Origin of the sequence: Bradyrhizobium sp. CCGB12 (assembly GCF_024199845.1) — a bacterium.
Taxonomy (GTDB): domain Bacteria; phylum Pseudomonadota; class Alphaproteobacteria; order Rhizobiales; family Xanthobacteraceae; genus Bradyrhizobium.
Genome location: NZ_JANADO010000001.1, coordinates 6135628 through 6159850, shown reverse-complemented (window position 1 = coordinate 6159850; position 24223 = coordinate 6135628). Strand labels below are relative to the sequence as shown.

Here is a 24223-nt window from a genome sequence, read left to right as displayed (position 1 = left end):
GCGAAGCTATGTCCGCTTGCCCCTCTGAAGCAGAAGGGGGCAGCTCGGGCTAACGAAAGCGGAAGTGAAAGATCGGCCCAAGAATGGTCGACGACCGGCGTCATTGGAGCCCCGTTCCGCTACCTTTTGTTCGACGGATCAGGGCAACACCTAACCTGACCCTTCGATAGATATTCGATCGAGGCGGAGCCGATGTCGATGATCGGTTAGCAGGTGTGCGCCCCCCAGGACGGCGGCCAGCGTTCCCAGCCCTGTTCCGCCAGCGATCAGGAACATAATCAGCAGTTGATACTTTGCCGCATCGACCGGCTCGACGCCCGCAAGAATCTGGCCCGTCATCATGCCCGGCAAAGAAACAAGGCCAATCGCTGCCATGCTGTTGATGATTGGCATGAAACCGCTTCTCAACGCATCCCGTATGACTGGCAGCACAGCTTGGTACCGGGTGCCCCCGAGTGCAAGACAAGCTTCTACAGCGGTTCGTTCGCGCACCAAGCCATTTGTCAGTACGTCCAAGCCCAAGCTGATTCCGGTCATGGTGTTACCCAAGATCATACCCAGCAAAGGTAGCGCATAGCGCGGGTGATACCAGGGATCCGGGCGTAGCTCCGTTAGAAGCGCGAACATCGTGACGGTACCGGCGGCGAGCAGCGTGCATCCGGCGCCCAAGCCGTACTTCCAAACGCCCGGAAGGCGCCGCTTCTGCCGCGCGACGATTTCCCGAGACGCGAAGAGGACCATGATGAAGGCGGCTAGTGCGGTCCAAAGCAGCGACACCGCGGCAAAAAGCAACGTCAGCACGTATCCAACGAGGACGAGCTGGACCACCATGCGCACGGTCGCGATGGCCAGTTGTTTCTCAAGCTTGAGGTGAAGAACAAGCGAGAGGCCGCCGTCCATGACGACAAGGAGCGCGGGCAGGACCAGATCGGCGTACGAAAGCTGGATGTAGGTCACGGCCGGCGCTCCTTGAGGCCGCCATCGGGGCCCATCGCCAATATCCTTGACGCGACGCGGCGGGCTTGAGCGTTGTCGTGGGTGCTCCAGATAACGCTCGTTCCTTTCGAAATGCGTTCGGCGATCAGGAACTCCACGGCTGCGGCGGATGCCGAGTCGAGCGCCGAAGTTGGCTCATCCAGCAGAAGCACGCGCGATCGCAGCATGAGTGCGCGCACAAGCCCTAAACGTTGTCTTTCGCCAGTCGAAAGTCTCTGAATCGGCCAAGGTCCGCAATCGTCTGGCAACCCCAAGCGGGTGACCAGCGGCAGAGCATCTTCCCAGCCTGTGATGTGCTCTTGCACGGTGTCGGACCACCAGCCAGGCTCGGCGGCGAGGTAGGTCACTCGCTTTCGCCAGGCGGGAGCGGACATCGCCTCTCTAAGCGTTCCGTCAAGCTTGACCGTCCCCTCGTTGGGATCGAGGTCCGCGATGGAGCGGAGTAGCAAGGTCTTCCCGACCCCGGAGGGCCCTTGCAGGGCGACGCATTCGCCGTCCTGCAAGTCGAATGACACGGAGATATGCAGGCGCTTGAGCCCGCTGACCGTTAGCATGCGTCAAAGCTTGAGCTGCAGCCGGTCGGCAACCCGCCTCGCGATCTCTGCCGGCGCCTCATCCGGGTAAGGGTGCACCGAGCTGACATTGATCTCGCCGAGCACATAGCTGTCGCTCCCATCGGCTTGGACAGGGCCGAGCATGAAGTCGGCGTCCCAGATCGCGGGCAGGTCACCTCGTACAATATCCAGCAGCGAGGTTAGCTGTGGCGTCCACTCGTCCTCCATCAACTGACGCAGTCGTTTGAAATGCGGATCGGTCTTGGACGAGTAGCGCCGTGGTCCGGCCTCCGAACGTGCGGCAGGCGACTCGACCAGGGCTTTGACCTTGTGATGGCCGAAGCCGGCGCAGCGATCGCCTGCCATGTAGCAACGCACCACGCCCTCGCTCAGGCGAGGCTGGAATGCTTGGTCGATCACGCTGCCGTTCTCGAAATACTCCGCGCAGCGGCGGAGGAAATCATCCAGCGTCAGTTCCTCGGACGCGTCCTTGGTTGCGTCCAGTACCTTTATCATGGAGGAGATCGGCAGCCTCTCGACCTTCCAGACGCCTTGTCCGCCGTTGCCCCGATTGCGCTTGATCACGCGCGGACCGGCAGCGAGCCGTGTCGGCAACTCGGCGCGCATCGCCGCAGCGTTTTGATATAGTGCCGCGTCGCTTCCCCAGGTCATCGAGCGGGTACGATAGAGGACTTCCTTGGTCCCCATCTTGAGGATGACATCGGGGTGCGCGCTCACCCATACGCCGCGGGCGGCGACGTCGCGCAGCAGGGCATCAAGACCCGCGCGATTTCGACCGTCTTGGATAGGATTGACCCATACGAGCACGCCGTCTACCGCGAGCAACTGTTCGCAGACCTCTTCGGCAAAACTTTCGTCGTAGATCGCTGGGCGCGCGTCGATGCCGACGGCGCCGAGCGCTTCGAAAACCTGCACAAAACGGCTGTTCTGCGCGGTCGTCTGCCGGCGCGAGGTTGCGTCGCCTCGCGAGAGAATGGCGATCGAAGGTCGGGAGGAGGAGTATCGGTCGGTGTCCATGCGCAAGCTCCACGTGTTGCGTGCTGCGCAGAGCTTGGACCGAAGTCTCACGGGGAGTCTGCTTGTCCCCTCCAAGACACTCTACGTGAGATCGGCCGAGAGCTTCAAGAGGTGGGTAAGAGACACTCCGAAGCGATTTCCCCGTCCTGGCCCGCCCGACCAGAGCTCAACGAGACGATCACGGCTGCCGACGCGTAGGGCGCGATCAGCGACCGTTGAAGCAGTTTCAATGACTCTCGACGTCGCAGGCTAAAGGCCGCGATGACCCCTGCAACTATCGTGTCTTGGCTCCCTATTTAGGAGCGCCAGTCTGGCTACCTGTGCCCGTGGTCTGACCGGTTCCCGGTCGTCCCGGGGGATGCGAAGAGGCAGCCGGCCTGTCTTGATCGGCTACGTATCCGGACTCTCCGGAATTGCGCGTCTTGATTCCTTTATCTGCATCGCGTTGCATCTGCTCGTTGGGCTCGCCCGTCTTGAGCCCCTTATCTGCATCTTGATGCATCTGCTCTTTTGTTTGATCGCTCGGTGCGGCTTGCGGCGTCTGGGCTGTTGCGGGGAAGGCAATCGCGCTTCCGGCAACGACCATCATCGCGAGAATCGAGGTTCGCATATGCTTCCTCCATTGCGTTGCTCGCTCCGTAACGCGCGAACTTCCAAACGTTTCCTGAATCCGTTGGGCATTTTCAGGACGCGTTTGAAATAGGACAGGGGAGTCCTCTCCGTCTCCAAAGCGTGATGCAAACTGAGCCATTGGATGGAGATATCGGGTTGACAGCCCGGCCATCCGGGCTTGTATTCGAGCCACGGGGATTTGCGATCTCCCCGCCAGGCGACATGCCCAAGAATCGCGTCCTGATCACCAAGGGCGCAGCATGTCATTATCAGACACCTCCATTGTACCCGCCAAATTGTCTCGATTGATCGGCACGGCGGACGCACCGGCGCTGCGCATCGACGACGTCTCGTCGGTCGCGGCTGCCACCGCAATCTTTCGCTTCAACGTATGCATGCTCGTCATGCTCACCGCATCCTGCGGTGCCGACATTCTGCTGCACTTGGCGGGCGGCATCTGAAGCGTAGGCGCCGACGGACTTCACCTGGGGCGGAGGACACGACCAGGAGAACGAATATGAGAACACGGACGATTTATCGGGCAGCAATTCTGCTGGCTCTCGCGGTCGGCATCTCACCAATCCTGGCGCTCGCACAAGAGGAACTCGTCGCCAAGATCCAGGCGGCCGGCTACTCGCAGGTGAGCGACGTCAAGCCGACCGCCGAGGGCACCACGGCCAAGGCGGTCAAGAACGGCAAGCCGGTGACGCTCGTCGTCGACGGCGGCGGCCAGATCAAAGAACGAAACTGAGTGGAGGACGAGTAAAATGAAACGCACAGTCTGGACTTTAACGGCCCTTGGCTTTGCTCTTGCCTACTTGCCGTTCATCTACATGGCGCGCGCGCAGGACATCGACTGGCAAAAGGTCGACGAGACCCTCGGTCGAAAGGCCGCAGTCTCGGACGATGTTCACCGCTACGGCTTCCCACGCAGTGACCTGTCGGTGACCCTAGACGGCGTGACCATCAAGCCTTCGCTGGCGCTGGGCGGTTGGGTTGCTTTCAAGCCGATGCACGGCGGCGCCATGATCATGGGCGACCTTGTGCTTCTAGAGACCGAGATCAATCCCGTGATGGCGAAGATGATCGCGAATGGCCTCGAGATCACCGCCGTACACAACCATCTGCTGCGTGCGAGCCCGCCAACGTTCTACATGCATGTCGCCGGCCACGGTGATCCCGTCAAGCTGGCCTCGGCCGTCCGCGACGCGTTGGCGGAAAGCAGGACACCGCTGACGGTCGCGGCACCGGCGAGCCCGCCGCCTGCCATCGACCTAGATACAGCGCAGCTCGACCAGATCATCGGAACGAAGGGACAGGCCAACGGCGGCGTTTACCAATTCAACGTGAAGCGGCACGATCCGATCACGGAGGACGGTATGCCGCTGACCCCGGTCGGCGCAATGGGCGTTGCCATCGGCATCAACTTCCAGCCGACGGGCGGCGGCAAGGCGGCGATCACCGGCGACTTCGTGCTGACCAATGACGAGGTGAACCCGGTCATCGTCGCGCTGCGGACCCACGGTATCGAGGTGACGGCGCTTCACAGCCACATGCTGGACGAGCAGCCGCGGCTGTTCTTCATGCACTTCTGGGCGAACGACGACGCGATCAAGCTGGCAAAGGGCTTGCGCGCCGCGCTCGACAAGACGGCAAGTACCAAGGGCTAGGATGACTTGAGGGCTGCGGGAACGACTCCGTAGGAGAGTTGTCGCACAAGCTTTAACAGCGTTCGAATTCGAAGTCTGCTCCGGGTTCGTCGCGACGGTTTGGCCCAGCATCCGCCGCTTGCGGGTCTACCCCCTCGGAGATGCCGTCGGATGACCCTAAACGACGCGAAGAGCCACAAGTAGATGACCCTATTGCCAAGGAGTAGATCGTTTTCGTAGGATGGCAGGGCTGGGGACGTCGCAGCCTCCCCGTTAAGTGGTCATCCCATGCAAGCGCTGCTCGCTTTCTTATGGAGCGAGCACTATGGATGGTCACCTTCTTTTCCCCTTCATACTAGCAACATTTCTGGGCGGTTTTGTTAGCGGTTTCTCTGGATTCGCGATGGGCATTGTCGTCTCCGGCATTTGGCTGCACATCATCACTCCGATCCAGACCGCGGCCCTAATCGCTGGCTACGGGCTGCTCACGCAGGGTTACGGCATCGCGAAGCTGCGTCATGAACTGAACTGGCAAAACGTCTGGCCGCTGACTCTGGGTACGGCAATCGGCATTCCGATCGGCGTGATGCTGCTGACCTACATCAATGCGACCTGGTTGCGGTTCGGCGTCGGCGTGCTGCTCGTCCTGTACGCCCTCTACAACCTTGTGCGCCCGACCATAAAGCCAATGAAGATCGGTACGCTGGCCGACGTCGCCATCGGCATCTCCAACGGGTTGCTCGGAGGCCTCACCGGTCTTGGCGGCATCGTCTCAACTATCTCCTGCCAGTGGCGCGGATGGTCGCGGGACAAGCAGCGCTCGGTGTTTCAGCCGGTGCTGTTTGCGGCCTTCGTGATCATCTCGATCTCGCAACTGATCGCGGGATCGTACACGCCCGACACCATTAAGCTTTACGGCCTGGGTCTGCCATTCATGGTAGCAGGCATCTGGATAGGCTTTAAACTCTACGGAGCGATCAACGATGAGACGTTTCGCAAAACTGTGTTGATGCTGGTTCTAATTGCTGGTGCATCGTTAGTTGCTTCCACGTTAACCGGAGGTCGCCAATGATCGAGCGGAAACACCTCTATCCGCAATCGGAAGGGAAGCCGATTTCCAATCATCAAGCGTAGTGTTTACGACAGCGCGGTTCAGGCTTCGCTATCGCGCTGATTCTGATGGGAGTTGACGCACCGCTGGATGCTGATAGGGGTGGGCACGATCCATCGGGGAATGACAATCCGGGTTAACGTCCGCTTTGGGTCTTGGCTGTGTGAAAACGCGAAGACGCTCAATCGCGATAGAAGAAGTTATTCGTCCAAGACCGTTTTAGTCGCTCAACGCGCAAGCGGATTCAACTTCGAACTGAAAAATATCGTTCCTTTGTCGAGTTTCGATTTTTGAGTTTTCACACAGCCAGGGTCAAAAGCCGGCGCCCGCCTATCTGTCGGACGCCGTGCGTCCGCTTCACATCTCTAAGCGAGCATCTGAGAGGACACGCCCGAAGCAGCGGCCTCACTTCGCCGTCGCCGCCGCGCCGTCCGCGTTGTCCCGCACATGGATCACCGCGATGTCGTCCGTGTAGATCCGCTTCCAGCCCTTGAGCTGGTCGAGGATCTGCGGACCCGGCGCGTCGGCGACCAAGAGCGTTGCGTCGATCTTGTGCTCGTCGAGCAGGCGCGGCAGCAGCTCGGGCTTCTTGCCCTCCGTCGCCTTGAAGAAGTCCATGACGAACTTTTCGCCATAGAGCTCGGCGCGGCCGTCGACGAAGACGGGGATGTCGCGCGAGATCAGATAGCCGCCGAACTGATACGCGTTGAAGACGCGCTGCACCTTGAGCTTCTCGAGCAGGTCGACCGCCGCAACCGGCGTCTGCGCCATCGTGAAGGTGAAGCGGTGGTGGTTCATGTAGAGCGAGGTCGAGGTCCAGCTTGCGGCCACGATCATCAGTGCGCCGAGCGCGGTGACGGTCCGGGCCGGCCAGCGGTCGGTATCGGTGGCGTCGACTGGCGGGCGCGAAAACATCTCGCCGAGCGGCTTTGCCAGCACCAGCGGCACCAGGAACGCAAAGGCCTCGATGCTCCTGACATGGGTCAGCGCGCTCCAGGTCAGGAACAGGATCAGGAAGATCCTGGGCGCCGAGAGCACGAGGCCGCGATAATAGCCGAGTGCGATCAGTCCGAGCAGGGCGCCTTCGAACGAGGTGAATGTAGCAAAATTCGCCGGCATCCATTCGAAGATCAGCGACAGCAGCTCGCCGAGGCTGAGGATGTTGGTCGCGCCCATCAGCGTCTTCCAGCCGTAAGGCGTGCAGCAGCTCGCAATCAGCGCGCCGATACCGAACAGCACCCAGCGCAGGAACAGTTGGAGCCGTTTTCCCTTCTCGGCATGCTCGACCGCCTCGAGCGAGATCGGGCCGATCAGCGCAAGGCCCAGCACGAAGCCGCCGTGCAAATTCGCCCAGAGCGCCATCAGCGGCAGCCAGGTCCAGGACGGCGCGCTCCGGCGGTCGGCCGCCGCCATCAAGAGGCCGATCCACGCCACCATGACCGGCAGCGCCAGGATATGCGGACGCGCCAGCACATGATGCAGCGACAGCAGCAGCGCCAGCATCGCGAACAGCACCGCGCGCGGTGCCTCGATCTGCGCATCGAGCAGATAGACGAAGATCGCGGCCGACAGCGCGACCCCCACCGCGGTGAGGATCACGGGCCCGGCCCAGCCCCATTGCGCGTAGGAGAACGCGAACATCACCTGCGACAGCCACGACGTCGAGATCCAGGGCGCGCCCGTCCGCGTGAACGAATAGAAATCCGTGGTGGGCATGGCGCCGTGATCGAGGATCCATTGCCCGATCTTGATCTGCCAGAACGAGTCGGAGTCCTGAAGCAGCGTGTCGCCGACAAAGAGGAAGAAGAGATAGGCGCCGGCACCGACGCATAGCGGCACAAGGGCCCGCGCGCGGCTCTGCACCGCAATGCTGTTGGCAAAGGAAATGGACATGCCGCCTCGTCGTCCTGTTGTTCTTGTCGGTCGAGCATGATCCGGAGCCGAAGGGCCGCGCTAGCGCAAAGCGTGGTGCGGTTTTCCGGGAAGACCATGCTCAAACAATAAGCTGAAGCGCGATGAACGATTCATCTCATCGCGCTTCAGGCCGAGCGGGCGGCATTGGACCACGGGTGGTCATAACTTCGGGTAAATCGCGCTCCGCAGCATTGCCGCAGATACTTACCATTTAACCGATTGTTCTCAATTTCGGTTTACCATCGGCCAATACGTGCAATCCGCTTCGTGTTTACGCAGTCGAATTAACTGCGGCGCAATTCTTTGCCTCTACGTTCGGCCGCATGGTCGGGCGGCGCTGGGAAGCCGAAAAGACCAGGCCAGTTTGTAGCCCTTTACTCTTTGGAGCAGTCTATGAAGAACCTCGTTTCGCGTTTCGTGAAAGACGAATCCGGCGCCACCGCCATCGAATACGGCCTGATCGCCGCCGGCATCGCGCTCGCGATCATCACCGTCGTCAACAATCTCGGCAGCTCGCTGAACACCAAGTTCGGCTCGATCTCGACCAGCCTGAAGTAAGACTGGACGTCTTCAGAATTTCGAGAGCCCCGTCTCGGACGGGGCTCTTTTCTTTTGGGCGGGGGAACGGCACGGCTGCGTGGATTTCTCCCGCTTGCGTGAAACTGGAGGCGTCTTGGCCTGCATGGTTCGAGACGTCCGCTTTGGCGGGCTCTTCACCATGAGGGGTCGGACATCAGCCGCAAAACGTGACCTCATCCTGAGGGTCCGCCGTAGGCGGGCGTCTGAAGGATGGGCCGCGCGCAGACTTTCAGGCACGCCACACGCTGGCTGAGCTTGGCGCTCCAGCCCTTTGCTGTGACGCGTCATGCATTTCCATCTTGTCATTCACCCTGAATAGTTGTTCAGTCCTTGCGGGGCAATTTGCATCGTTTGACGTGACGACGCGTTCGGCCGCAGGGCGTGTGGCTGGCGTGTGGGACAGGAAGCGCGCCATGGTTTACCGGCGGACGCATCAAGTGGTGAAGCGCCTTGCGGCGCGGCGCAGTGCGATATTGGCGGCGGCGCGGGAGGCTGCGGCGGAAGGCGGGATGGTCGCGGTGCAGATTGCGCCGGTCGCGGTCCGGGCCAACGTCGCGGCCGGCACGGTCTACCGCTACTTCCCCTCCAAGGCCGAGCTGATCTCCGAATTGATCGCCGAGGTCTCCCGCGATGAGCTCGCGGCGATCCGCCGGGCGGCCGATGCCGCGCCGGGGCCGTCTTCGGCGCTGGCGGCCGCCGTCACCACCGTGGCGATGCATACGCTGTCGCAGCGCAGGCTGGCCTGGGGCATCCTGGCCGAGCCAGTCGATGTCGATGTCAGCGCCTCGCGCCTGGCCAGCCGGCGCGAGATCGCCGGCGAGATCGCGTCCCGGATCGACGCCGCCGTGCGCGCCGGCCACCTGCCGGCGCAGGACACCGCGCTCGCCGCCACCGCGCTGCTCGGCGCGCTGCATGAGGCCCTGGTCGGGCCGCTCGCGCCCGACAATCTCGAAGATCCTATCAAGATGCGCGACGCGGTGCAGACCGTGACGCTGCTGGCGCTGCGCGCTGTCGGCGTCATGGACGCCCGCGCCAGGGGGCTGGTGGTGCAGCAGACGCTGCTGCCGACCGCGAAGGCGCTGGTTGGGGCGTAAAATCCGCCGCGCGACCCGCGCGGCGGCCTGATTGCGCTCAGGCCGTTGGTCGCGCAGAGCTTTTCGAGAAACCCGAGCACAGCCGCCGAAGTCGCGTTCTACTGTGCATGGGGTTGTTTTCGCACTTTTTGTTTGAGCGGCCGGACATCAGATATGGGCGTCGCCCCCGGGGCCGACCGAGGCGATGCGCACCATGTTGGTGGTGCCGGGAATGCCGAGCGGCACGCCAGCGACGATGATGACGCGCTGGCCGGCGCGGACGAAGCCGTCCCGGAACGCGATCTGGCCGGCGCGGCCGACCATGTCGTCCTGGTCGCGGGCATCCTCCGCTACCACGCAGTGCACGCCCCAGACGACGGCGAGCCGGCGGCCGGCGGTGATGTTCGGCGTGATCGCCACGATCGGCGGCTTGGGCCGCTCGCGCGCCACGCGCACGGCGGTCGAGCCCGAGCTGGTCCAGCAGATCAAGGCGGGCAGGTCGAGCGTCTCGGCGATCTGCCGGGCGGCGTCCGCGATGGCATCGCCCGCGGTGGATTCCGGGGCAGGGCGCTGTGCTGTAACGACCGACCGGTACGTCGGGTCGCGCTCGACCTCCTCGCCGATGCGGTTCATGGTCGAGACCGCCTCGACCGGGAATTTGCCCGCCGCCGATTCCGCCGACAGCATGATGGCGTCGGCGCCCTCATAGACGGCGGTGGCGACGTCGGAGACTTCGGCGCGGGTCGGCACCGGCGACTGGATCATCGATTCCAGCATCTGGGTCGCGATCACCACCGGCTTGCCGGCGCGGCGCGCCATCCGCGTCATCTGCTTCTGCAGGCTCGGCACGCGCTCGAGCGGCAGCTCGACGCCGAGGTCGCCGCGCGCCACCATAAGGGCGTCGGAGGCCTCGATGATGTCGGCGAGGCGGTCGATCGCCTGCGGCTTCTCGATCTTGGCCATGACGGCGGCGCGGCCGCGGATCATCTTCTTGGCCTCGATCACGTCGTCGGCGCGTTGCACGAAGGACAGCGCGATCCAGTCGACGCCGGTGACGAGCGCCGCCTCGAGGTCGGCCTTGTCCTTCGGCGTCATCGCGGAGACCGGCAGATCGGTGTCGGGCAGGCTGACGCCCTTGCGGTCGCTCATCTTGCCGCCGACCACGACGCGCGTCACCGCGTGCTCCTTCGAGGTCTCCTCCGCGATCAGGCGCACCTTGCCGTCGTCGAGCAGCAGCGCATGGCCGGGCCGCAACGCCGCCAGAATCTCCGGATGCGGGAGATTGACGCGGGTGGCATCGCCCGGCGCCTTGTCGGAATCCAGAATGAAGGTCTGGCCATTCTGGAGCTGGATGGCGCCGTCAGTGAAGGAGCCGAGCCGCAGCTTCGGCCCCTGGAGGTCGACCAGGATGCCGATCGGCCGTCCATAGCTGCTCTCGACGTTGCGGATCGTCGCCACCAGCTCCCGCATCTTGTCGTGCGGGGTATGGCTCATGTTGATGCGGAACAGGTCGGCGCCGGCCTCGAACAGGCGGCGGATCATCGCGAGGTCCGAAGAGGCAGGTCCCAGGGTCGCGAGAATCTTGATACGGCGAAGGCGCCTCATGGCTTACTTCCAGACGGGGGCGGGGCAGCGGCTGGCGGGAGGCCAGGCGCGGGGGGCGTACCACCGGGCGGGCTGTTGGGCAAACCCGGAACCCCGCCCGGGCCAACCGGGCCGGGCAGGCCGGGCACGCGCTGCTGCGCCGGCTGTTCGTTGGCGTCGGTGAGCTGGACCGTCCAGGCCCGCTGCTCGCCGGTATCGACCTCGAAATAGCCGGTGCGGTCGTAGCCGCGCGCCAGGCAATCCTCGGTGCCACGGATGGTGAACTCTTTGTCCCGCGAGCACATGAAGGCCTGGCCCGACCATTCGCCGCCGCGATCATAGTCGATGGCGTAGATGTAATAGTAACGGGCGACCAACGTTCCCCGCAGCAGCGTCTCGCAGGAACGGGACGAGATGTTCCACCAGCCCTCGGTGGTCCAGCCCTCGGCGTCCTTGTAGCCGAGCGCGATCCCGACCCGGCTCGACGTGTTGTTGCAGAGCCGGAAATCGGCGGAGGCCGGGCTGCTCCAGAAGCACAGCAGCGCGACCGCCAGCACCGGGACCAACCGGGCGAGCAGGCGAAGGGGGGAGCGGGGAGATTCGGCGATCATTGTCGCGGAAGCTATATCAGATCATGGACGATTTGGCGTAGGGGGCCGGGGAACTGCCCGAGGCCGGATTTGGCTCCCTTTGCGCCGGGATATGGCAAAATCTGTGACAGGACCCACCTGAATCCCGTAAGGGTGACCGGCATCGGGCAAGGGCCTCAAGGAATCCAGCTATGGCAATCGACGACAAAACCAGAACGGAGCTCGAGGCGGCCGCTTTCCGCCGCCTGGTTGATCATTTGCGCAACCGGACGGACGTCCAGAACATCGATCTGATGAATCTCGCGGGCTTCTGCCGCAACTGCCTGTCCAACTGGCTCAAGGACGCCGCCGACGCCCAAGGCGTCGCGCTGAGCAAGGACGAGAGCCGCGAGGCCGTCTACGGCATGCCCTACGAGACCTGGAAGTCGAAATACCAGGGCACGGCCACGCCCGAGCAGATCGACGCAATGAAGAAGGTCCATCCCCACGGGCATTGAACGGCCCCGGCGCGCAACGCCTGAGTCGCATCACACAACAGCTTTCTTCGACACGTCGCAGGAAGGTGTGGGCGCGCTGTGGACGAGCGCGATGCTGCCTTGAACGCGGGGAGCGCCAACCCTAAGGGTCTACCCAGCACGCGCGGTGAGGATACCGGCGTCACCTCGTTTTGCCAGTTCCATTGGGAGTACCAAGATGGCCACCTCCGCCGCCGTCCGCGACGACGAGCCCGCGACGAAATTTGCCAAGGACCAGCTCAAGTCCATCATCGAGCGCATCGAGCGGCTGGAGGAAGAGAAGAAGGCGATCTCCGACGACATCCGCGACGTCTATGCCGAGAGCAAGGGCAACGGCTACGACGTCAAGGCGCTGCGCACCATCGTGCGCCTGCGCAAGCAGGACCCCAACGAGCGCGCCGAGGCCGAGACCATTCTCGAGACCTACATGCAGGCGCTGGGGATGCTCTGAGGCGATGCGGCTGCGGCGGCAGCCGTAGGAGTAAGGAGCACCTCGCCCGGCCGCAATCTGCAGGGCGCCGATTTGGGCAAAATCCGCTCGTCTGCTAGAGTGCTCGGTGAAGGGACCGAGCAATGGACGTGCCTGGACCAGAGCGCAGGCTTGCAGCGGTCCTCGCGGCTGACATGGTCGGCTTTAGTCGGCTCATGGAGGTCGACGAGGCCGGCACGCTTGCGCGCCTCAAGACCCATCGGATCGAACTCATTGATCCGGCGATTGCCAAAAATCATGGCCGCATCATCAAGACGACGGGCGATGGCCTGCTCGTCGAATTCCACAGCGTCGTCGACGCCGTGGTGTGCGCTGCTGAAATTCAGGGCCGAATGGGGCGCCGCAACGCCGACGTCCCGCCGCCGCGATGGATACAATTCCGCATCGGCATCAATCTCGGCGACGTGATTGTCGATCAGAACGACATTTTCGGCGACGGTGTCAACGTCGCGGCACGGTTGGAGGCACTGGCCGAGCCGGGAGGCATTTGCATCTCGAGCGCGGTGCGCGACCAACTCGGCGAGCGCCTCGACGGTGTTGCATTCGAGGATATCGGCGAGCAGACCGTCAAGAACATCGCCCGTTCGATCCGCGTCTACAGGATTCGATTGGAGGATGCGCCGGCAGTTGCGCCGGCCGGCACGACGGGCGCAAAGGCGACGGGCAAGTCGAGGAAGCCGTCCATCGCCGTGCTGCCCTTCGCCAACATGAGCGGCGATCCGGAGCAGGAGTTCTTCGCGGACGGTCTGACCGAAGATATCATCACGGAGCTTTCACGCTTCCACGACCTGCTGGTGATCTCGCGCAACTCGACCTTCGTGTACAAGGGGAAGTCGGTCAAGGTGCAGGATGTCGGCCGCGAATTCGGCGTCGACTACGTCATCGAGGGAAGCGTGCGAAAGGCCGGGGATCGCGTCCGCGTCACCGTGCAGCTGATCGATGCGGAAACCGATCGGCATGTCTGGGCCGAACGCTATGACGGCGAGCTCAAGGACATCTTCGCCATCCAGGACGAGATGACCCGGGCGATCGTCGCCACGTTGCCGGGCCGGGTCGAGGCGGCCACGCACGATCGGGCGAACCGCAAGCCAACGGACAACATGGCGGCCTATGAATGCGTGCTGGCGGCAAAGGTTTTGCACCATCGCTCCAATCGCGACGACAATGCGCGGGCGCAACTGCTGCTCGACCGGGCGCTCGAACTCGACGGGAATTATGCTCACGCACACGCGTGGAAGGCGTGCGTTCTGGGCCAGACCTGGGTCTATAGCTGGTGCGCGGATCGCGAGGCCACCTTCCAGCAGGTGGCCTCGGAGCTGGAAACCGCGCTGGGCCTCGACGACAATGACAGCGACGTCCACCGCATCCTCGCGGCGCTCAATCTGAACCGCGACGACCATGACAAGGCCGCCTACCATCAGGAGCGTGCGCTCGCGCTCAACCCGAATTACGACCTCGTGGTCGTGCAGCAGGGCGAGCTGCTGACCTGGCTTGGGAGGCCGGAGGAAGGCATCGACTGGATCAAGAAGGCGATGCGGCTCAACCCTTATCACCCGGAACGCTTCTGGAGCCATCTCGGGCGCGCCTATTACTGTGCCGAGAGATACGCCGAAGCAGCCGAGGCCTTTTCACGGATCACGCGCCCCGATCACACCCATCACGCGTTCCTTGCGGGCATCTTCGCGCAAATGGGCAACGCGGTTGCTGCTGGCGCGCACGCGACCGAAGTCCTCAAGCGCGAGCCGGCATTTTCGGTGGCCAATCATCTCGCGACCCAGCATTATAAGCGGGACGTCGATCGTCAGCGCTTTGAGGCAGGCCTTCTCCGGGCGGGCCTGCCGGCTTGATGCCGATCCATCCGGCCGATCCATCGAGAGTAGGACCGTGACTGAGCCGCGATTGCCGCGCGATGTGAGCCGGGCCTTCGACGCCTTTCCGGCGCCGATGCGCAAACGGCTGCTTCAGGTGCGCGATCTGATCTTTGCGACCGCCGCGGCGCATGAGGAGGTCGGCCGGCTCAGCGAAACCCTGAAATGGGGCGAGCCCGCCTACCTGACCGAGGCGACGGGCAGCGGCAGCACGATCCGGCTCGGCCGCCTGAAGGGATCCGAACACGCCGCCATTCTCTTCAACTGCAAGACGACGCTGATCGATACGTTCCGGGAGCGCTTTCCCGATCAGTTCGAGTATCGGCAGACGAGGGCGCTGCTGTTGCCGGTGGCGGGCAAGCTGCCCAAGCAGGAGCTATCGGTCTGCTTGTCGTTGGCCTTGACGTACCATCTGGATCGGCGGGGCAGGAAGTAGCGGGAGGGGCTGCCTTGTAGCCCGGATGGAGCGAAGCGCAATCCGGGGCGTCTCAGCACGCTTTGCTTTCCCGGATTACACTGCGCTCCATCCGGGCTACGAGAGACTGAGTTCTTGGAAGCAGTGAGGGCCGCAGTTCTCAGCGCAGCGCGGCGGTGCGCACGACGAACGACGTCGTCTCGAGCTTCGCGGTGGCGCTGCCCGAGAAGCTGTCGCAGGACAGGCCCTGTGTCGGATCGTCGACAAAGCCCATCGCGATCACGGCCTGCGGTTTGACGAAATAGCCGCGCAGCGCCGCGGTATCGAGTTCGCCCATCAACGTGACCGACATCGCGCGGCTGGCGCTGGGCGACAGCATCACGATCTTGAGCCAGATGCTCTCGCCCCTGGCCGCGGAGAGGCGGGTCGCGGTGGCGATCCTGCCGTCGACGCTCTTGCCGACCACCGTGTTGATCTCGGTTGCCTGGGCGCTGCGGGACCCGGCCGCGGAACGGGTGGAGCGCGGGATCGGCGCGGAGGCCGCGACGACGTTGGCGCGGTCGACCGGAGAGGCGGATGCCGGCGCATAGGCCAGCGCCTGGTAGGCCGCGCTGGAGACACTCGCGGTCGCCTGTGGATCGGTGGCGGCGGCGAGCGCCTGGCGTGCCTTCAGGGCGGCGACCTGAGCCGGCGTTGCCTGCTGCGGCGTGGCAGGGACATCATCCCAGAAGCCGCGGGCATTGATGATGTCCGCCGGGGTCTCGGGCTTGGCGTCGGCAGATCTGGCAGTCGCCGGCTTGTCAGCCACCGGCGCGGGCTTCGGCTTGGGCGGCGCAACGATCTGCGCGTCGGCCGAGGCGAGCTGGAGCGTGGCGGCGATTTGCGGCTTGGCGCGGGGTGTCGGCACCGGTTCGGCGGGCTTGGCGGCGGCTGCGACGACGGTCGGTCCCGCCGGCTTCGCGGCCGGGGCGGGCGCGCCCTCGTCATCCTCGTCACTGCTCGCGGCGGCCGGAGCCGATTTGCTCTTGAACAAGGCGGCGAAGAAATTCGGCGTGCTGCCGGAATCATCGCCGCTGCCGCGCCGCTCGATCTCGGCCTTGGCTAGCTCATAGCCCTTCAGCGGCACGCCGTCGGTCGGCAGATGCACCGTTTTTCCGTTCGGGAAGACACGGGCGAGCTGGTCATGCGTCATGCGCGGCCAGTGCCGGATGCTGCCGGTGTCGAGGTGCACGAAGGGCGAGCCGGAGGTCGGATAGAAACCGACGCCGCCGCGCTGCAGGCGCAGGCCGGCGAAGCGGATCTGCTCCAGCGGCACGCCCGGAATGTAGAAGTCCATCGCATGTCCCAGCATGTGCTGGCTGAAGCGCGCCACACCGGCGGAGCGGCGGCGGAGCATGGCGTTGGTGGCGGGGGAGCGGTAGGAGGAGATGATCTGGATCGGCTGCTTGCCGTCGACGTCGCGATAGACTTCCCAGAGGATATCGAACAGGCGACGGTCCATCACCGTCTCGTCCTGGGTGCGCCAGTCGCGCAGGAAGTGGTTGAGCTGCTTCAGCGCGGCTTCGTCATAGCGCCCGTCGCGCTTGAAGGTGACGGTGAGATCTTCGCCGGAATGGGTGTGGTGGAAGGAGAGCGTCTTGGTCTCGTTCAGCGCGGCGGCGTCATGAACCGAACCGGCGGCAGCAAGCAGCAGTGCGGCAGCGAGGCCGATCCGGGATCCGGCCTTCACTCCCGCATGGGACAACGACAGCACAGCAAATTGGCGTGCGAGACTAGTCAGCACGAATGAGCCCACCCAGTCGACGAGCGTTCAAAATGGACTCTCCCGCCAACCCCGCAGCAGCGCGAAAGAGGATGAACGCTTTCTTAAAGCAAGAAGGTTAATTCGAGGTTGACCTTCCCGCCCCCAAACCAAGTCAGAATACAATCCTAACCGGTTGACTGTGGCAAAAAAACGCCGGCTGCTCGAAACGAGGTGGAGAGTGGTTAACGTTAAACGACCCCATCCAGGGATGGGGTCGTTGATTTTATTGCCAAATTTTAGAGAGTGTGGTGCTGAGGGCTCAGCGGGTGAATACCCGCTGCGGCCGGCGGCCGACCGGGGCCGGCGGCGGGGTCGGTGGCCCGAACAGCCGCTCGAAGAAGTTCGGCCCTGACGAGCCGAAGCCGCCGCCATTGTTGGCCACCGCCACCCCTGACGGCAGCGTCGTCGCCGGGCGCGAATAGCTCGGCTGGGAATGCGCCACGACGGCCTCGAGGTCCTTGCCGCGGTTGTTCTTCAGGATGTTGATCATGGTCGCGTCGCGGCCATAGACGTCCTTGCGGAATTGCAGCTTGCCGGCGTCATCCACGAACGCGGTCTGGTAGGTGATGTTGACCGGGACCGGCGTCGGGAATTTCAGGTCGATCTCGCTCTTGCCGTACATGCTGCGCACACGCTCGGGCGTGTACTTCTCGTTCGGCATGGTGATGTTGAGCAGCACCGAGGCATACTGATCCGGATATTGCACCCGCATGCAGCCGTGGCTGAAGGCGCGATCGTCCCTGGCGAACAGGTTCTTGTCCGGCGTGTCGTGCTGATAGACCAGGAACTTGTTCGGGAAGTTGAAGCGGATGCGGCCGAGCGCGTTGGCTTCGCCGGGCGGTTGGGAGATGTGCACCGAACCGTCGCGGTTTTGCTCGAGCTTGAGGCCCATGCGCTGGAGCACGGTCGGATCCTGCTGCAGCGCCGGTAGGTACTCGTTGTAGACGATCGACGGCGGCACATTCCAGGTCGGATTGACCGTGATGTATTTCATCGTCTCGGTGAGCAGCGGCGTCGCGTGCGTGCCCGGCTTGCCGGTGACGACGCGGGTGGTCCAGACCTGCTGGCCGCGCTGCATCACCTTCAGCGTGTAGTCGGGAATGTTCAGGATGACATAGGCATCGCCCAGTGCGGGCGCGCCGAGGTCGCGCGGCAGCCAGCGCCAGCGCTCCATGTTCACCAGCACCACGTCGATCTGCTTGTCGCGCTTGGGGGTGTTGAGCGCCTTGACGGTCTTGTCGTCGAGGATGCCGGTCGCTTTCATCTCGGCGCCGCTCTGGAATTTGCGCACGGCATCGGCGACCGCCGCGTCATAGCGGGTGTCGTTTGCGTTCTCGGCGATGCCGAGCTTGGCGCGCAGCTGCGGCACGCGCGCATCTTCCACCACGATCTCGGCCTGCTTCTTGCCAGCCGGGGTGTATTTCAGCGCCGGACCGTCGGCGATCTCGATCGCCGGGCCGTTGCCCAGGCCACGAAGCTCCGCGAGCTTGGCCTTCAGCTCCTTGTAGAGCTTGTGCGGCGGGTTGTAGCTGTCGAGCGCCGCGGAGGCATCCGCCGCGGTCGTGACCTTGGCGAGCACCTCGTTCGGGTCGACCGGATGCTCGGGATAGAGGATGTCGCCGCTGACCTGCGACCAGTGCATGCGGCCGCTCTGGGCCTGGCGCGCATAGTCGAACATGCTGGCGGTGAGCTTCAGCTCGGCATCGGCAAGCGCATCGGGCGTGGTGGCGGCGGCGAAATCCGGCACCGGGTAGTCGGCCGGATTGAGGCCGTCGGAGGCCGCATCCTTCAGCCGCGCGATGACGCCCTTGGCTGCCGGGGTCAGGCTGCCGCCTTGGGTCCAGACCGGTGCGAAGTCGCGCGCACCGTAGAACTTCTCGATCGCCGCGCGCTCGTTCTTGCGGTCGAAATGGCGCGAGGTCTTGGCGCCGATGATGTCCTTGAGCTTGTCGGCGACCGGCTGGTCGGCGGCGGGAACGTTGCTCGCGGCCTTGACCGGCTCGGCGGCCGGAGCTTCAGCCGCGGCGGGCGCTGCGGGAGCGGCTGGCGTGACGGTCGCGGTGTCAGCCTTGGCGGGCTCGCTCTTCGCGGGTTCCGTCTTCGCAGGTTCTGTTTTGGCCGTCTCGCTCTTCGGCGCCTCGGTGGCAGGCGTGGTGGCCACGTCGGAGGGCTTCGGCTCGACTTTGTCGGGCGACGGTGCGGCTTCAGTCTTCGCTGGTTCCTTCGCGGCATCCTGAAGGGTCGCGGTGGTGTCGAGTTTGATGTCGGCCGCGGTTGGAGGCGGGACGTTGGCCGGCTCGGGGCGCGGGATCGCGGCTTCGATCGCGAGCTCGGCGGCGCTGCTGCGCGCCTGATCCTGCGCCAGGGCTGAGCTGGCCGACACCGTGAGGAAGGTCGCCGCGACCGTCATTAAGACACGGTCAAAGCCTGCACGGTGGTTCAAACAGTCACGCATTGTGTCACACCCCTCGGGTGAACTGTCCCTCTTGGAACAGCTTCGTTATCGTCTCTAGATTTTCGGCTAAATTGCGCCGGCCCTCGATAGTCGCACGCCTGCACGCAACGATTCATACGCAGACGATACACAGGCCCCCATTTTGCAGCCAGCGCCACTCGGGACAACTCACGACAAACTGACTTCAAGGGAGCCTCTTGGCAACGGATTGTGCGCCTGCCCCGCGCGCTTTTCCCTATGTCTGTCACTTCCGGGTCACGGTTCACGTCGTGGCCGAATTACGTCGCAATGCGAAGGGCTTGCAGCCTCCCTCGCAGCGTCGGGCGAACCTCCGTTCGCATCAGGCTCAGTGCGTCTCCTCGCCGCTTTTCCCGCCATGGCCGGGCACGCCGGCTTCGTCGAGTTTGCGGTAGAGCGTGGACCGACCGATTTTGAGACGGCGGGCGACTTCGGACATCTGCCCGCGATAGTGCGAGATCGCGAAACGGATGATCTCGTTCTCCATCTCCTCCAGCGGGCGAACATCGCCGCTCGGCGTCAGCATGGAGAGAGTTCCCACTGACGGGAGGGGGGCAATCGGTATTTCATTACCCGATACGAGAGAGGGTGCCGCGGCCGGCTCGAGCATCAGTGGCGCCGTCGGAATGTCCGTGGCGCCGTGCGGCTGCGAGGCGAGCAGGGGGAAATCGCCAAGGTCGAGCTGGTCGCCGTCGCTCATCACCACAGCGCGGTAGACCGCGTTTTCGAGCTGACGGATGTTGCCGGGCCAGTCGAGCTGGGCGAGGTGTGCCACCGCCTCGCCGCTGATTCCGGTGATGGGGCGGTTCTCCTCGGCGGCAAAGCGCGCCAGGAAGTGCCGCAGCAGGTGCGGAATGTCCTCGCGCCGGGCGCGCAGCGAGGGAATCGTCAGCGGCAACACGTGCAGGCGATAGAACAGGTCTTCCCTGAAGTGTCCCTGTTTCACTCGCTCCAGGAGCTTGCGGTTGGTCGCAGAGACGATGCGCACGTCGACCTTGACGGGCTTGCGGCCGCCGACCGCCTCGACCGCGCCCTCCTGGAGCGCGCGCAAGAGCTTGACCTGCGCGGTCAGCGGCAACTCGCTGACCTCGTCCAGGAACAGCGTGCCACCATGGGCCTCGACGAACTTGCCCATGTGCCGCTCGGTGGCGCCGGTGAAGGCGCCCTTCTCGTGCCCGAACAGAATGGACTCGACGAGGTTGTCTGGGATCGCGCCGCAATTGACCGCGACGAAGGGCTTTGCCTTGCGCTCGCCGCTGCCATGGATGGCGCGCGCGAACATCTCCTTGCCGACGCCGGACTCGCCTTCGATCAGCACGGGAATCGAGGAGTTCGCCGCCTTCTGCGCGGCGCGCATCACGCCCGCCATCGCCTCGGAGCGGGTGATGATGTCGGAGAAGGTCAGCCGGCCCTCGCGGCTGTGACGGATGCGCTGCAATTCGCCCTTGAGCGCGGACGCGTTGAGCGCGTTGCGCAGTGACACCTGAAGTCGCTCGAGGCCGACCGGCTTGACGACGAAATCGGCCGCGCCGGCGCGCATCGCCGAGATCACGTTGTCGATGCCGCCATGCGCGGTCTGCACGATGACGGGGATGCTGAGGCCTGCATCGCGGATTTTCGCCAGCACGCCCATGCCGTCCAGGCCGGGCATCACGAGATCGAGGATGACGCCGTCGATGGCGGGAGCGCCGGGAGCGGTGAGGGCGGCGATCGCAGCATCGCCGGACTCCACGACGATCGTGTCATAGCCGCATTTCTGCACCATGTTTTCGACCAGCCGGCGGGCTACAGCGTCGTCGTCGGCGATCAAAATACAGGCAGCCATGGTGTTCCCCGCACGCTACTACTATCTGTCTCGAATCGGGGCACTCTGGCCGAAGCCGATTAACGCACTCTTAAACCTTGATGCCCCCGCCCGCCGTCGCGCTTGTTGAACACAGGTTTCCCACACAATGAATTCGCGCCCCAGCACTGCTCTGAAGAAGACTGCTCTCAAGAAGCCCGCTCTCCGCAAGCCCGCCGCCAAGACATCCGCCAAGACATCCGCTACCAAGAAGTCTGTTGCCAAGGCAAAGCCCTCCAAACCTTCGCTCGCCAAGCCGTCACCCGCAAAGCCGTCACCCGCAAAGCCTTCATCCGCAAAGCCTGCGAGCAAGACCGGCAAGCTTCCGGAGTGGAACCTGGCCGATCTCTATTCCGGGATCGATGCGCCGGAAGTGGCGCGCGATCTCGAAAAGATGGATGCCGATTGCGTCGCGTTCGAGACCGACTACAGAGGCAAGCTCGCGACAGGGACAGCAAACGAAGATGGCGGAAAATGGCTCGCCGAGGCCGTGCGACGCTATGAGGCAATCGACGATCTCGCCGGCCGTCTCGGTTCCTATGCCGGCCTGGTCCATGCCGGCGACAGCGTGGATCCTGCGATTTCAAAGTTTTACGGCGATGTTTCCGAGCGGCTGACGGCGGCGTCGACGCATCTTCTGTTCTTCGCGCTCGAGCTCAACCGGATCGATGACGATATCTTGAACCGCGCGATGCTGGCCGCGGAGCTCGCGCACTACCGGCCCTGGATCGAGGATCTGCGCAAGGAGAAGCCGTACCAGCTCGACGACAAGCTCGAGCAGCTCTTCCTGGAGAAGGCGCAGACCGGCTATTCCGCCTTCAACCGGTTGTTCGACCAGACCATCTCGGGCCTGCGCTTCAAGGTCGGCGCCAAGGAGCTCGCGATCGAGCCGACGCTCAACCTGTTGCAGGACCGCGACGGTGCCAAGCGCAGGAGCGCGGCGGAGGCGCTGGCCAAAACCTTCAAGGCCAATGAGCGCACCTTTGCGCTGATCACCAACACGCTTGCCAAGGACAAGGACATCTCCGACCGGTGGCGCGGTTTTCAGGATGTCGCGGATTCCCGGCACCTCAACAACCGCGTCGAGCGCGAGGTGGTGGACGCGCTGGTCGCCTCGGTGCAGGCGGCCTATCCCAAATTGTCGCATCGCTATTACGCGCTGAAGGCGAAGTGGTTCGGCAAGAAGCGGCTGGCTTATTGGGACCGCAACGCGCCGCTGCCCTTTGCTGCGACCGACGTCATTGGCTGGCCTGATGCACGCACCATGGTGCTGACGGCCTATCGCGGCTTCTCGCCCAAGATGGCCGACATTGCCGAGCGCTTCTTCACCGACCGCTGGATCGATGCGCCGGTGCGTCCGGGCAAGGCGCCGGGCGCGTTCTCGCATCCGACCACGCCGTCGGCGCATCCCTATGTGCTGATGAACTACCAGGGCAAGCCGCGCGACGTGATGACGCTCGCACATGAACTCGGCCATGGCGTGCATCAGGTGCTGGCGGCGAAGAACGGAGCGCTGATGGCGCCGACGCCGCTAACGCTGGCGGAGACCGCGAGCGTGTTCGGCGAGATGCTGACCTTCCGCCGGCTGCTGGCGCAGACCAAGAGCGCAAAGCAGCGCCAGGCGCTGCTCGCGGGCAAGGTCGAGGACATGATCAACACCGTGGTGCGGCAGATCGCGTTCTATTCGTTCGAGCGCGCGGTCCACACCGAGCGCAAGAACGGCGAACTCACCGCGACCCGGCTCGGCGAGATCTGGCTGTCGGTGCAGGGCGAGAGCCTGGGACCGGCGATCGAGATCAAGGCGGGCTACGAGAACTACTGGATGTACATCCCGCACTTCATCCACTCGCCGTTCTACGTCTACGCCTATGCGTTCGGCGACTGTCTCGTGAACTCGCTCTATGCGGTCTACGAGAATGCGGCCGAGGGCTTTGCCGAGCGTTATCTCGACATGCTCGCCGCTGGCGGGACCAAGCACTATTCCGAGCTGCTGCGGCCGTTCGGGCTGGATGCCAAGGACCCGAAGTTCTGGGACGGGGGCTTGAGCGTCATCGCCGGGATGATCGACGAGCTCGAGGCGATGGGCTGAGGCGGCGCTCTGATCAGGGATTGAAGGCGTAAAACATCTGTTGAACTAGTCGCAGTGATGTTATACATATGTATAACATCACTGGAGCGAAAGCCATGAAGATCGAGATCAAGAAGATCGGTAATTCCGATGGTTTGTTGCTGCCCCGTGAATTGATGCAGCGGCTCGATCTCAAGCGCGGACAGCAATTGCATATCGTGGAATTACCCGGCGGCGGATTTCAGTTGCTGCCCTACGATCCCGACTTCGAACGGACGATGGAAATCGCCGACGAGGTGATGGACAAGTATCGCGACACGCTTGCTGCGCTGGCAAAATAGCTGCAACGCAAATGAGCGATCTTCAGGAGCCGCTCTGGATCACCTACGAGCAGGCCGTCGCAATCCACGGTCGGCAGCTCCGGCGCTTCGGTGGTGCGCCGGGATTGCGTGACAAGGGCATGCTGCGTTCGGCGCTGGAGCGCCCGGTCAATAAATGGCGCTATGAGCAGGCGCCGATGGACGAACTCGCCGCAGCGTACGCATTCGGCCTCGCGAAAAATCATGCCTTCGTCGACGGAAACAAGCGCATCGCCTTCATGGCGATGATGGTCTTCCTCCACAAGAACGGCGTGACTTTCAGTCCAGATCCTGCGGAAGCCACGACAATCATCCTCTCGCTCGCCGCCGGTGAGGTCAGCGAACAGAGCCTCCTCCGCTGGATCCGCGATAATCTGGATTCCAAATGACCTGATTTGGCGGAAAACCGCGCTTCCGTGCCGTTGCCCTGCCCGAAGGTTTAAGGTATCCCAGCCCAAGAATTGGACTTTCGACTGGGGACAATCCATGGCTGACCATAGCGAAGTGGCGTACACCACCGCCGACGGCAACGACTACGTTGCCCACGAGCAGACCTACGAGGGCTTCATCAAGCTGGTGAAGTACGGCACAGCCTCGGTCGCGCTCATCGTGATTCTGATGGCGATCTTCCTGACCTGATTCCTTCGGCAGCTGCACACGCCAGCGGCAGCGGCTGCTCACAATATTT

At 63.6% G+C, this 24223-nt stretch carries 24 protein-coding genes; 14 read left to right on the top strand and 10 right to left on the bottom strand.

Going from position 1 to position 24223, the window contains the following annotated elements; translation table 11 throughout:
- Positions 1 to 150: 150 nt before the first annotated feature.
- From fetB to NLM27_RS28175, 4 genes are all read right to left on the bottom strand, one after another.
- On the bottom strand, positions 151 to 957 hold the full coding sequence (gene fetB / locus NLM27_RS28190; protein ID WP_254146389.1) for an ABC transporter permease: 807 nt from the start codon (positions 955 to 957) through the stop codon (positions 151 to 153).
- The gene (locus NLM27_RS28185; protein ID WP_254146388.1) at positions 954 to 1550 is read right to left on the bottom strand and encodes an ATP-binding cassette domain-containing protein; all 597 of its coding nucleotides are present in this window, start codon (positions 1548 to 1550) and stop codon (positions 954 to 956) included. Before NLM27_RS28185 ends, fetB begins: the two co-directional genes overlap by 4 nt.
- 3 nt (positions 1551 to 1553) lie before the next feature.
- Positions 1554 to 2588: a Cj0069 family protein gene (locus NLM27_RS28180; protein WP_254146387.1), complete on the bottom strand. Its 1035-nt coding sequence runs from the start codon at positions 2586 to 2588 to the stop codon at positions 1554 to 1556.
- 292 nt (positions 2589 to 2880) lie between these two features.
- Positions 2881 to 3198 carry a hypothetical protein gene (locus NLM27_RS28175; RefSeq protein WP_254146386.1) on the bottom strand — a complete coding sequence of 106 codons (318 nt, stop codon included), beginning with the start codon at positions 3196 to 3198 and terminating at the stop codon, positions 2881 to 2883.
- Positions 3199 to 3505: 307 nt separating this feature from the next.
- Here NLM27_RS28175 and NLM27_RS28170 point away from each other — a divergent pair, with 307 nt between their 5' ends.
- From NLM27_RS28170 to NLM27_RS28155, 4 genes are all read left to right on the top strand, one after another.
- A complete protein-coding gene (locus NLM27_RS28170; protein ID WP_254146385.1) occupies positions 3506 to 3661 on the top strand; it encodes a hypothetical protein in 156 nt (51 codons plus the stop codon).
- A gap of 56 nt (positions 3662 to 3717) precedes the next feature.
- Positions 3718 to 3951, top strand: coding sequence for a hypothetical protein (locus tag NLM27_RS28165; RefSeq protein ID WP_254146384.1), 234 nt, complete (start codon positions 3718 to 3720; stop codon positions 3949 to 3951).
- Positions 3952 to 3967: 16 nt separating this feature from the next.
- A complete protein-coding gene (locus NLM27_RS28160) occupies positions 3968 to 4870 on the top strand; it encodes a DUF1259 domain-containing protein (RefSeq protein ID WP_254146383.1) in 903 nt (300 codons plus the stop codon).
- Positions 4871 to 5174: 304 nt separating this feature from the next.
- A complete protein-coding gene (locus NLM27_RS28155; protein ID WP_256570033.1) occupies positions 5175 to 5921 on the top strand; it encodes a sulfite exporter TauE/SafE family protein in 747 nt (248 codons plus the stop codon).
- A gap of 444 nt (positions 5922 to 6365) precedes the next feature.
- Here the strand turns inward: NLM27_RS28155 and NLM27_RS28150 are convergent, their stop codons facing one another.
- Positions 6366 to 7853 carry a hypothetical protein gene (locus tag NLM27_RS28150; protein ID WP_254146381.1) on the bottom strand — a complete coding sequence of 496 codons (1488 nt, stop codon included), beginning with the start codon at positions 7851 to 7853 and terminating at the stop codon, positions 6366 to 6368.
- A 414-nt stretch (positions 7854 to 8267) separates the two neighbouring features.
- Between NLM27_RS28150 and NLM27_RS28145 the strand changes: the two genes are divergently transcribed.
- Positions 8268 to 8432 carry a Flp family type IVb pilin gene (locus tag NLM27_RS28145; RefSeq protein WP_166813359.1) on the top strand — a complete coding sequence of 55 codons (165 nt, stop codon included), beginning with the start codon at positions 8268 to 8270 and terminating at the stop codon, positions 8430 to 8432.
- A 434-nt stretch (positions 8433 to 8866) separates the two neighbouring features.
- The gene (locus NLM27_RS28140; protein WP_254146380.1) at positions 8867 to 9547 is read left to right on the top strand and encodes a TetR/AcrR family transcriptional regulator; all 681 of its coding nucleotides are present in this window, start codon (positions 8867 to 8869) and stop codon (positions 9545 to 9547) included.
- A gap of 147 nt (positions 9548 to 9694) precedes the next feature.
- Here NLM27_RS28140 and pyk read toward each other — a convergent pair whose 3' ends face one another.
- The gene (gene pyk, locus NLM27_RS28135) at positions 9695 to 11131 is read right to left on the bottom strand and encodes a pyruvate kinase (RefSeq protein ID WP_254146379.1); all 1437 of its coding nucleotides are present in this window, start codon (positions 11129 to 11131) and stop codon (positions 9695 to 9697) included.
- Positions 11128 to 11721, bottom strand: a complete 594-nt coding sequence (locus tag NLM27_RS28130; RefSeq protein ID WP_254146378.1) for a DUF1036 domain-containing protein — start codon at positions 11719 to 11721, stop codon at positions 11128 to 11130. Before NLM27_RS28130 ends, pyk begins: the two co-directional genes overlap by 4 nt.
- 170 nt (positions 11722 to 11891) lie before the next feature.
- Here NLM27_RS28130 and NLM27_RS28125 point away from each other — a divergent pair, with 170 nt between their 5' ends.
- The 4 genes from NLM27_RS28125 to NLM27_RS28110 all read left to right on the top strand — a co-directional run bounded on the left by NLM27_RS28125 (position 11892) and on the right by NLM27_RS28110 (position 15009).
- Positions 11892 to 12197: a DUF1244 domain-containing protein gene (locus NLM27_RS28125; RefSeq protein WP_254146377.1), complete on the top strand. Its 306-nt coding sequence runs from the start codon at positions 11892 to 11894 to the stop codon at positions 12195 to 12197.
- A 196-nt stretch (positions 12198 to 12393) separates the two neighbouring features.
- Positions 12394 to 12666, top strand: coding sequence for a DUF2312 domain-containing protein (locus NLM27_RS28120; RefSeq protein ID WP_018641571.1), 273 nt, complete (start codon positions 12394 to 12396; stop codon positions 12664 to 12666).
- Between the two features lie 122 nt (positions 12667 to 12788).
- Positions 12789 to 14552: an adenylate/guanylate cyclase domain-containing protein gene (locus tag NLM27_RS28115; protein ID WP_254146376.1), complete on the top strand. Its 1764-nt coding sequence runs from the start codon at positions 12789 to 12791 to the stop codon at positions 14550 to 14552.
- A gap of 37 nt (positions 14553 to 14589) precedes the next feature.
- Positions 14590 to 15009, top strand: coding sequence for a DUF1801 domain-containing protein (locus tag NLM27_RS28110; RefSeq protein WP_254146375.1), 420 nt, complete (start codon positions 14590 to 14592; stop codon positions 15007 to 15009).
- A gap of 139 nt (positions 15010 to 15148) precedes the next feature.
- Here the strand turns inward: NLM27_RS28110 and NLM27_RS28105 are convergent, their stop codons facing one another.
- The 3 genes from NLM27_RS28105 to NLM27_RS28095 all read right to left on the bottom strand — a co-directional run bounded on the left by NLM27_RS28105 (position 15149) and on the right by NLM27_RS28095 (position 21090).
- Positions 15149 to 16783, bottom strand: coding sequence for a DUF882 domain-containing protein (locus tag NLM27_RS28105; RefSeq protein ID WP_254146374.1), 1635 nt, complete (start codon positions 16781 to 16783; stop codon positions 15149 to 15151).
- Between the two features lie 268 nt (positions 16784 to 17051).
- Complete coding sequence (locus tag NLM27_RS28100) at positions 17052 to 19247, bottom strand: L,D-transpeptidase family protein (RefSeq protein ID WP_254146373.1); 2196 nt, start codon at positions 19245 to 19247, stop codon at positions 17052 to 17054.
- A gap of 346 nt (positions 19248 to 19593) precedes the next feature.
- Complete coding sequence (locus NLM27_RS28095) at positions 19594 to 21090, bottom strand: sigma-54 dependent transcriptional regulator (RefSeq protein WP_254146372.1); 1497 nt, start codon at positions 21088 to 21090, stop codon at positions 19594 to 19596.
- 127 nt (positions 21091 to 21217) lie between these two features.
- Between NLM27_RS28095 and NLM27_RS28090 the strand changes: the two genes are divergently transcribed.
- From NLM27_RS28090 to NLM27_RS28075, 4 genes are all read left to right on the top strand, one after another.
- Positions 21218 to 23197, top strand: a complete 1980-nt coding sequence (locus tag NLM27_RS28090) for a M3 family oligoendopeptidase (RefSeq protein WP_254146371.1) — start codon at positions 21218 to 21220, stop codon at positions 23195 to 23197.
- A 95-nt stretch (positions 23198 to 23292) separates the two neighbouring features.
- Complete coding sequence (locus tag NLM27_RS28085) at positions 23293 to 23517, top strand: AbrB family transcriptional regulator (RefSeq protein ID WP_018641564.1); 225 nt, start codon at positions 23293 to 23295, stop codon at positions 23515 to 23517.
- 11 nt (positions 23518 to 23528) lie between these two features.
- The gene (locus tag NLM27_RS28080; RefSeq protein ID WP_254146370.1) at positions 23529 to 23924 is read left to right on the top strand and encodes a type II toxin-antitoxin system death-on-curing family toxin; all 396 of its coding nucleotides are present in this window, start codon (positions 23529 to 23531) and stop codon (positions 23922 to 23924) included.
- 97 nt (positions 23925 to 24021) lie between these two features.
- Positions 24022 to 24174 carry an aa3-type cytochrome c oxidase subunit IV gene (locus NLM27_RS28075; protein WP_008136857.1) on the top strand — a complete coding sequence of 51 codons (153 nt, stop codon included), beginning with the start codon at positions 24022 to 24024 and terminating at the stop codon, positions 24172 to 24174.
- Positions 24175 to 24223: the final 49 nt, after the last annotated feature.

Excerpts from the sequence above, each read along its gene's own strand:
- NLM27_RS28185 (WP_254146388.1), bottom strand. The coding sequence starts at position 1,550 with ATGCTAACGGTCAGCGGGCTCAAGCGCCTGCATATCTCCGTGTCATTC.
- NLM27_RS28180 (WP_254146387.1), bottom strand. The coding sequence starts at position 2,588 with ATGGACACCGACCGATACTCCTCCTCCCGACCTTCGATCGCCATTCTC.
- NLM27_RS28175 (WP_254146386.1), bottom strand. The coding sequence starts at position 3,198 with ATGCGAACCTCGATTCTCGCGATGATGGTCGTTGCCGGAAGCGCGATT.
- NLM27_RS28165 (WP_254146384.1), top strand. The coding sequence starts at position 3,718 with ATGAGAACACGGACGATTTATCGGGCAGCAATTCTGCTGGCTCTCGCG.
- NLM27_RS28160 (WP_254146383.1), top strand. The coding sequence starts at position 3,968 with ATGAAACGCACAGTCTGGACTTTAACGGCCCTTGGCTTTGCTCTTGCC.
- NLM27_RS28155 (WP_256570033.1), top strand. The coding sequence starts at position 5,175 with ATGGATGGTCACCTTCTTTTCCCCTTCATACTAGCAACATTTCTGGGC.
- NLM27_RS28150 (WP_254146381.1), bottom strand. The coding sequence starts at position 7,853 with ATGTCCATTTCCTTTGCCAACAGCATTGCGGTGCAGAGCCGCGCGCGG.
- NLM27_RS28145 (WP_166813359.1), top strand. The coding sequence starts at position 8,268 with ATGAAGAACCTCGTTTCGCGTTTCGTGAAAGACGAATCCGGCGCCACC.
- NLM27_RS28140 (WP_254146380.1), top strand. The coding sequence starts at position 8,867 with ATGGTTTACCGGCGGACGCATCAAGTGGTGAAGCGCCTTGCGGCGCGG.
- pyk (WP_254146379.1), bottom strand. The coding sequence starts at position 11,131 with ATGAGGCGCCTTCGCCGTATCAAGATTCTCGCGACCCTGGGACCTGCC.
- NLM27_RS28130 (WP_254146378.1), bottom strand. The coding sequence starts at position 11,721 with ATGATCGCCGAATCTCCCCGCTCCCCCCTTCGCCTGCTCGCCCGGTTG.
- NLM27_RS28125 (WP_254146377.1), top strand. The coding sequence starts at position 11,892 with ATGGCAATCGACGACAAAACCAGAACGGAGCTCGAGGCGGCCGCTTTC.
- NLM27_RS28120 (WP_018641571.1), top strand. The coding sequence starts at position 12,394 with ATGGCCACCTCCGCCGCCGTCCGCGACGACGAGCCCGCGACGAAATTT.
- NLM27_RS28115 (WP_254146376.1), top strand. The coding sequence starts at position 12,789 with ATGGACGTGCCTGGACCAGAGCGCAGGCTTGCAGCGGTCCTCGCGGCT.
- NLM27_RS28100 (WP_254146373.1), bottom strand. The coding sequence starts at position 19,247 with ATGCGTGACTGTTTGAACCACCGTGCAGGCTTTGACCGTGTCTTAATG.
- NLM27_RS28095 (WP_254146372.1), bottom strand. The coding sequence starts at position 21,090 with ATGGCTGCCTGTATTTTGATCGCCGACGACGACGCTGTAGCCCGCCGG.
- NLM27_RS28090 (WP_254146371.1), top strand. The coding sequence starts at position 21,218 with ATGAATTCGCGCCCCAGCACTGCTCTGAAGAAGACTGCTCTCAAGAAG.
- NLM27_RS28085 (WP_018641564.1), top strand. The coding sequence starts at position 23,293 with ATGAAGATCGAGATCAAGAAGATCGGTAATTCCGATGGTTTGTTGCTG.
- NLM27_RS28080 (WP_254146370.1), top strand. The coding sequence starts at position 23,529 with ATGAGCGATCTTCAGGAGCCGCTCTGGATCACCTACGAGCAGGCCGTC.
- NLM27_RS28075 (WP_008136857.1), top strand. The coding sequence starts at position 24,022 with ATGGCTGACCATAGCGAAGTGGCGTACACCACCGCCGACGGCAACGAC.